The following is a 7,111-nucleotide window of genomic DNA, read 5'->3' as shown; positions in this document are numbered from 1 at the left end:
AGGCTTCCGGCTCGAGCAAACGGAACACGCGACTGAAAGTGTCGTGGCTGGGAATCCCATGTTCCAGGCGCAGAAACAGCCGAAGCAGGTCTGCCTTGGCCTGTCCGAACTCCGCCATGTCCGAGCAGGTCTCTGCTCCGCACAGGACCGCCGCCAAGGCGATAACCAGTACCTCCAGAAGGTCGTGTCGTGCATTCGCTGCACGTGGGTCCGACAACCGCCGAAAAGCCTTCTTGAACTTCCCCATACGACTCCCTCCGCCTTGTGGGAGCCGCTCTCAGAATCCATCCTGCAAAACAACGCAATAGAGGCCGCAAATCCATATGCGATTCCCCTGGTTCTTACGGGGAGAGGGTCGGGGTGAGGGGCTTTCTCCGCGATCACGGTGACAGTTGTACTCGTGGAGGCTCCCCCTCACCCGAAATTCAAGCGCTGCTTGAATTTCGACCTCTGCCCGCAAGCGGGGCGAGGTAAAGCCAATGCCAAGCGTCTACGATTTCACGGCCCGCTCGCTGGTCGGAGATGAAGTGCCCCTGAAGCGGTTCGAGGGGCAGGTGCTGCTCATCGTCAACACCGCCAGCGCGTGCGGCTTCACGCCGCAATACAAGGGCCTGCAGGAGCTCTATCTGGGGCTCTCGCCGCGCGGCTTTTCCGTGCTCGGCTTTCCCTGTAACCAGTTCGGCGCGCAGGAACCGGGCGATGAAAGACAGATCGCGGAGTTCTGCGAAACCAACTACGCGGTGACGTTCCCGATGTTTGCCAAGATCGAGGTGAATGGCGCGAATGCGCATCCGTTGTACAACTACTTGAAGAACGAGAAATCGGGCCTGCTCGGCCCGTCGATCAAATGGAATTTCACCAAATTCCTGGTCGACCGATCGGGCGGGGTGGTGGCGCGCCATGCGCCCACCGCGCGGCCCGAAGGACTGAAGACTGCAATCGAGGCCCTGCTATGAGCGAGAACAACGAAACCACCCACGACGAGCTGCCGGACCGCCTGTCGGTCGATCCGAACAGCCCATACTACAACGCGGATATCCTGGCGCGCGACGTCGGCATCCGCTTCAAGGGCGTCGAAAAGACCAATGTCGAGGAGTATTGCGTCAGCGAAGGCTGGGTGCGCGTCACCGCCGGCAACGCCAAGGACCGCTATGGAAATCCGCTGACCATCAAGGTCCACGGCCCGGTCGAGCCGTATTTCCGCGATAAGCCGAAGTCGTAACATCTGAAGCGCAAGTAGTTCACTCCGTCATGGCCGGGCTTGTCCCGGCCATCCACGTCTTTTCCGCCGCGAGCAAAAACGTGGATGCCCGGGACAAGCCCGGGCATGACGAGAAACCCAAAGGCCAAACACACATGTCCGTCCGCATCATCGACGTTCGCGAAGTGACAAAGCCGATCGCCTCGCCGATCCGCAACGCCTATATCGATTTCAGCAAGATGACGACGAGCCTGGTTGCCGTCGTCACCGACGTCGTGCGCGACGGCAAGCGCGTGGTTGGTTATGGCTTCAACTCGAACGGCCGCTACGGGCAGGGCGGCCTGATCCGCGAGCGCTTTGCGCCGCGGCTGCTCGAGGCCGATCCGAAGACGCTGCTTGATGCGAGCGGCGACAATCTCGATCCGGACAAGGTCTGGTCGACCATGATGTCGAACGAGAAGCCCGGCGGCCACGGCGAGCGCTCGGTGGCGGTCGGCACCATCGACATGGCGGTGTGGGACGCGGTTGCGAAGATAGCGAACGAGCCGCTGTTCCGCCTGCTCGCCGAGCGGCATGGCCTCAAGGCCAATCCGCGCGTCTTCGTCTATGCCGCCGGCGGCTACTATTATCCCGGCAAGGATCTCTCCGCGCTGCGTGCGGAGATGCGTGGCTATCTCGACCGCGGCTACAATGTCGTGAAGATGAAGATCGGCGGCGCGCCTTTAACCGAAGACAGCGAGCGGATCGAGGCCGTGCTGAAGGAGATCGGCAAGGACGCGCAGCTCGCGGTCGATGCCAACGGCCGTTTCGATCTGGAGACCGCGATCGCGTATGCAAAAATGCTGCGGGACTACCCGCTGTTCTGGTACGAGGAAGCCGGCGATCCCCTCGACTTCGCGCTGCAGGCCGCGCTCGCGGAATTCTATCCGGCGCCGATGGCGACCGGCGAGAACCTGTTCAGCCATCAGGATGCGCGCAATCTCGTCCGCTATGGCGGCATGCGGCCGGACCGTGACTGGCTGCAGTTCGACTGCGCGCTGTCCTACGGCCTCTGCGAATATCAGCGCACGCTGCAAGTGCTGAAGACCCACGGCTGGTCGCCAAGCCGCTGCATCCCGCATGGCGGCCACCAGATGTCGCTGAACATCGCCGCCGGCCTCGGCCTCGGCGGCAATGAGAGCTACCCCGATCTGTTCCAGCCCTATGGCGGCTTCCCCGACGGCGTGCGCGTCGAGAATGGCCACATCACCATGCCTGATCTTCCCGGCATCGGATTCGAGGGCAAGAGCGATCTCTACAAGGAGATGAAGGCGCTGGCGGAGTAAGCCACGCTCGCGCCATTGAATCTCCGCCGTCATTCCGGGGCGTCCGAAGGACGAACCCGGAATCCATTGGGCCGCATGCGCAAGCAGTGAAATGGATTCCGGGCTCGATGCTTCGCATCGCCCCGGAATGACAAGGGTAGTTGTCGCGACTTGAGTGCGACAAATCAACCCGACGGGCAAATCACCTAAAGTCTGTCCAGCCCTCGCGCAAAAAACATTCCGCTTCCGTCGTCGGGCAAATCAGTGATTTAACTCCGCGCGTCTCACCCGAATGAGGGGCGGCTCGCGATCGTCACGAACGTTGCGGTGAGATGCGGTGGACGCGGGTGCTGTGAACGACGAGCGCAGCTATCCGTGGACGGCGAAGTCGTGTGGTTCTGGCGCCCCGACGCTGGCGCTAAGCTCGCGAGCAGCAAGAGCTGCCGCGGACGACGGTGGCAAGAAAGCCCGGTCACCGGGAAGAGCACGAAGTAAGCCGTAACACCATCGCGCAGGGAAAGCCGGAATGCTTCGGTTGAACCTGTGGCCCTACCCCCGTGCTTTTTGTTGCACGGGACCCACGGGTGCAACCAGCCCCCGGCTTTCCCTGCGCCCTCTGTTCAATGAGAGGGTGGAACGAGACGCAAAGCTCGGGCGCAATGCGCCGCGAGAATGCGAGCGCATGTCCTCATCGCTGTTTGAAATTTGAATCAGGACTCTCCCCACGTCGTCCCGGGCTTGCGCGCCGCGGCGAAGCCCTTGGGCGTAGCCGGGACCCGGGACCCATAACCACAGGGAGATGTGATGTGCTCCGCTACCACCGCTTGCTCGCGCCACAACACCTCCCTGTGGTTATGGGTCCCCGCTCCCGGGCGCAATTGCGCCCTAGGCGGGGACGACAACGGTGCGAGGCGTGAGAGAATCGTAGGATGGGTAGAGCGAAGCGAAACCCATCATTCGCGCGGCTTGCTCGATCGCGATGGGTTTCGCTGCGCTCTACCCATCCTACGGCGCTAATGCTTCGCCCGTCACGACAGCCGCATCTCGAGCAGCCGGCGGCCTTCGCCCTTGAGCAGCTTCTTCACGGCGCTGGAAGCGATCACCTCGCCGTTGTTGGCGTAGGCTTCGTGGTTCTTCTCGATATCGTCGAGGCGATAGAGATAATTGACCATGATGCCGGCGGATTCGCGCAAGCCTTTCGGCGAGAGGTCGCCGAGCCAATTGATGCGCTCCAGCCGCGCGCCGTTGCCGAGGTGGAAGCGCGCCACCGAATCGATCAGGCGTCCCTTCGGCGTTCGCGCTTTCAGGAAATAATAGGCGGCGAGCGGCTCCAGCACGGTCCGGAGCTGCGCGGCCAGTTCGGCAATGTCGAACCAGTCGGGCTTGCCGAGCCCTTCGAGCAGCAGCCGATCCTCGTCGGAGAGCGGCGCGTCGCTCGCCTGCCTCAGCCATTGCATGAAGCCCGGCACCGGCGACAGCGTCACGAAGGTGTCGAGCTTCGGCAATTCGCGGCGCAATTCCTCGACCACCTGCTTGATCAGGAAACTGCCGAAGGAGATGCCGCCGAGCCCGCGCTGGGTGTTCGAGATCGAATAGAACACGGCGGTGCGGGCGCGCTCGATCGGCACCGGCTCGCGCTGCTCGGCGAGCAGAGGTGCGATCGCGCCGGGGATCGTCTCGGTCAGCGCGACCTCGACGAAGATCAGCGGCTCGTCGTTCAGCGCCGGATGGAAGAACGCGTAGCAACGGCGATCGATGGGATCGATGCGGCGGCGCAAGTCGTTCCAGTCGCGGATCTCATGCACCGCCTCGTAGCGAATGATCTTCTCCAGAATATTGGCCGGTGTCGACCAGTCTATCCTGCGCAGCACGAGAAATCCCCTGTTGAACCAAGAAGAGAGCAGATGGGTGACGTCGCGGTCGAGCGACTCCAGGTCCTTGTTGCCCTTCATCAAGTTGAGCAGATCGGCGCGCATCGACACCAGTTCGCTGGTGCCGCCCGGAGCGCGGTTGAGCCGGCGGATCAGTTCCTGCCGGCGCGGCTCGGAGGCGAAATGCAAATCGCTGGCTTCACCGTCGTCGGAACCCTTGCGCCAGGCCTCGATCGCCTGCATCAGCTTGGCGCGGTCAGGGCCGAAATCCCTGGACAGCGTCTGAAAGAACGCCAGCCGCCCCGCGGCGTCGAGATGGTGATAGCGGTCGAGCACCTCGCGCGCCATCGCAGTGCCGGAGGCTTCGCCGCGGCCCGAGAGCAGCGCCTCGCACAATTCAAGAAGCTCGGAGGCGTCCTGCTTCGTTTCCAACGAATTGCCTCGCCGGAGCAGCGTACGGCCGCGCTCGGAAATCGTTGCCAGCAGGTCGGAGAAAAAGGCATTGGCCATGGGAGGGATCGAATCCGATTACACCGAACCTTACATAGGATTTAGGTTCCTGCCGACTATACTCAAGAACACCATTTTGTCATGACTTGCCAATGAAGTCTCGCGTTCATTCCTTGCCCGCAAACTCCGTCGGCGTCTTGCCGGTCACCTGGCGGAACGCATGGGAGAACGCCGGAACGCTGGCGTAGCCGAGGTCTGAGGCGATCTGCTTGATCGACACATTAGATTCTGTCGACAGTCGTTCAATCGCGGCCGCGATGCGGGCGCGCTGGCACCAGCTCTTGAAACTGAGCTGCGTCTCCGACGAGAACAGGCGCGACAAGGTTCGCGCCGACGTGCCGACCTCGCGTGCCAGCGTCTCGATTTCATATTGGGCGGTTGGATTGGCGAGGACGATGCTGGCGGCGCGCCGGCAGCGCGGTTCCTGCGGCAGCGGAATGAAGGTCGCGGAATCCTCGGCCTGGTCCAGTTCCAGCATGACCAGTTGCAGCAGAAGCGCAGTCCGCTCGTGATCGTCCCGTCTGTCGAACAGCGCCAGGATGGTCTGATGCAAGAGCGGCGATATCCGCACCACGAATTCGGCACCGAGGCTGTTGCCGCGCGCGTTGCGCTTCAGCCACGGCAATTCGAAATACAGCGTCCGCATCTGGATGTCGGCGAGCACGTCGATCGAATGCTCCATCAAGGCCGGCACCCACACCGCGCGATCCGGCGGCACCAGCCAGCGACCCTTCGGCGTCGTCACCTGCATCGTGCCTTCGGCGGCGTAGACCAGTTGCGACTCGCGGTGGATGTGGGTGTCGAGCCGCACGCCGCGCCGGTAGTGACGCGCGACCAGATGCACGCCGTCGCCGGTGGCGCGTTGGCCCCGCAAGATCGCGGCAATTGGCGTTTCGGCGACAGTCATTGGCGACATCCCGTCAGGACAACTCCCTATAACCTAGTTCCGGAAGCAAGAGGATTCCCCAAAGGGACATCTAAGGGGACATCTCAAAAGGACTTCTAAAGGGATCGAAACAGGATCAACGCATGAACAGCCCCAGCCGGGTGATCACCTACGTCAACGCCGCCCATTTCATTGACCATTATTCGATGCTGATCTTCGCCGCCGCCGTCATCGTGATGGGTCCGGCGCTCGGCATGGCCTATTCGGAATTGCTGCCATACGCCACCCCGGGCTTCATCGCCTTCGGCGCCGGCTCGCTGCTGACAGGCTGGCTCGGCGACCGCTGGAGCCGCCGCCATATGATGGTGATCTTCTTCATCGGCATCGGGCTGTCCATGATTTCGGTCGGCTTCGTGCAGACCCCGCTGCAGCTTGGTGCGGCGCTGCTGGCGATCGGCGTGTTCGCCTCGATCTACCATCCGGTCGGCACTGCCATGATCGTGTCCTATGCCGACAAGCTCGGCCGCGAGATGGGGCTGAACGGGGTCTGGGGTAATCTCGGCGTCGCCTCCTCGGCGCTGGTCACCGGCGTGATCGGCCAGTATCTCGGTTGGCGCTTTGCCTTCATCATTCCCGGCATCGTCACCGTGCTGCTTGGCATCGCCTTCGCGCTGACCGTGGTGCATGAGGATCGCAAGGGCAGCAGGCAGGCCGCAGCCCAGGCGCGCGTCGCGAAGAAGGACATGTGGCGCGTGATCCTGTCGCTCCTGATCGTGGTGATCGCGATCTCCACCACCTTCAACGCGGTGACGGTGGCGCTGCCGAAACTGTTCGCCGAACGGCTCGCCGACCTGACCAGGAGCCCGGCGCTGCTCGGCGTGATCGCAGCCTGCGTCTATGTGTTCGGCGCGATGACGCAGTACACGATCGGCAAATTGCTCGACCACCATTCGCTCAAGACGGTGGCGCTGCCGCTGTCCTTCATGCTGGCGCCGTTCCTCTATCTGGCAGCGACGCTGTCGGACCTGCCGCTGATCCTGGTGTCGATCGGCATCGTGATGGGCGCGTTCGGCCAGGTCACGGTCAACGATGCCATGGTCGGCAAATACACCAGCGAGGAATGGCGGTCGCGCGCCTATGCGGTGCGCTATTTCGTCGGCTTTACCGCGGCCGGCGCCTCGGTCGGACTGGTCGCCTGGCTTTATGAGCAGGGCGGGTTCGTCACCATGTTGCGCGCGTTCGCCGCGCTCTGTCTATTGGCGATCGCAGCGGCTATTATCCTGCCCAATGAGATCAGGACGCCGGCGCCGCAGGCGAACTGAGGCCGGGGATATTTCGT

Annotated in this window: 7 protein-coding genes; 4 read left to right on the top strand and 3 right to left on the bottom strand. The window is 62.7% G+C overall.

Translation table 11 applies throughout. From position 1 onward, the window contains the following. Positions 1-247, bottom strand: a 247-nt coding sequence (locus tag AC5ZG5_RS39725; RefSeq protein ID WP_496165514.1) for a transposase family protein, incomplete at its 3' end; no start/stop codon positions are given. 232 nt (positions 248-479) lie between these two features. Between AC5ZG5_RS39725 and AC5ZG5_RS39720 the strand changes: the two genes are divergently transcribed. The 3 genes from AC5ZG5_RS39720 to AC5ZG5_RS39710 all read left to right on the top strand — a co-directional run bounded on the left by AC5ZG5_RS39720 (position 480) and on the right by AC5ZG5_RS39710 (position 2,526). Beyond that, positions 480-956 carry a glutathione peroxidase gene (locus AC5ZG5_RS39720; RefSeq protein WP_456644751.1) on the top strand — a complete coding sequence of 159 codons (477 nt, stop codon included), beginning with the start codon at positions 480-482 and terminating at the stop codon, positions 954-956. Continuing rightward, positions 953-1,222, top strand: a complete 270-nt coding sequence (locus tag AC5ZG5_RS39715; protein ID WP_028166086.1) for a DUF3297 family protein — start codon at positions 953-955, stop codon at positions 1,220-1,222. Before AC5ZG5_RS39720 ends, AC5ZG5_RS39715 begins: the two co-directional genes overlap by 4 nt. Positions 1,223-1,356: 134 nt before the next feature. Further along, positions 1,357-2,526, top strand: a complete 1,170-nt coding sequence (locus tag AC5ZG5_RS39710) for a mandelate racemase/muconate lactonizing enzyme family protein (protein ID WP_130231382.1) — start codon at positions 1,357-1,359, stop codon at positions 2,524-2,526. 1,007 nt (positions 2,527-3,533) lie between these two features. On the opposite strand, the gene AC5ZG5_RS39705 is transcribed toward AC5ZG5_RS39710, so the two are convergent. Then, on the bottom strand, positions 3,534-4,886 hold the full coding sequence (locus AC5ZG5_RS39705; RefSeq protein WP_028166088.1) for a malonyl-CoA decarboxylase: 1,353 nt from the start codon (positions 4,884-4,886) through the stop codon (positions 3,534-3,536). Between the two features lie 106 nt (positions 4,887-4,992). Continuing rightward, the gene (locus AC5ZG5_RS39700; RefSeq protein WP_456644752.1) at positions 4,993-5,793 is read right to left on the bottom strand and encodes an AraC family transcriptional regulator; all 801 of its coding nucleotides are present in this window, start codon (positions 5,791-5,793) and stop codon (positions 4,993-4,995) included. A 122-nt stretch (positions 5,794-5,915) separates the two neighbouring features. On the opposite strand from AC5ZG5_RS39700, the gene AC5ZG5_RS39695 reads away from it, so the two are divergent. Further along, complete coding sequence (locus AC5ZG5_RS39695; RefSeq protein ID WP_456644753.1) at positions 5,916-7,094, top strand: MFS transporter; 1,179 nt, start codon at positions 5,916-5,918, stop codon at positions 7,092-7,094. The last annotated feature ends 17 nt before the right edge of the window (positions 7,095-7,111 follow it).

This window comes from Bradyrhizobium sp. Ses1 (genome assembly GCF_059512365.1).
The sequence above is the reverse complement of the archived record's forward strand: the minus strand, read 5'-3'. Positions and strand labels throughout refer to the sequence as shown.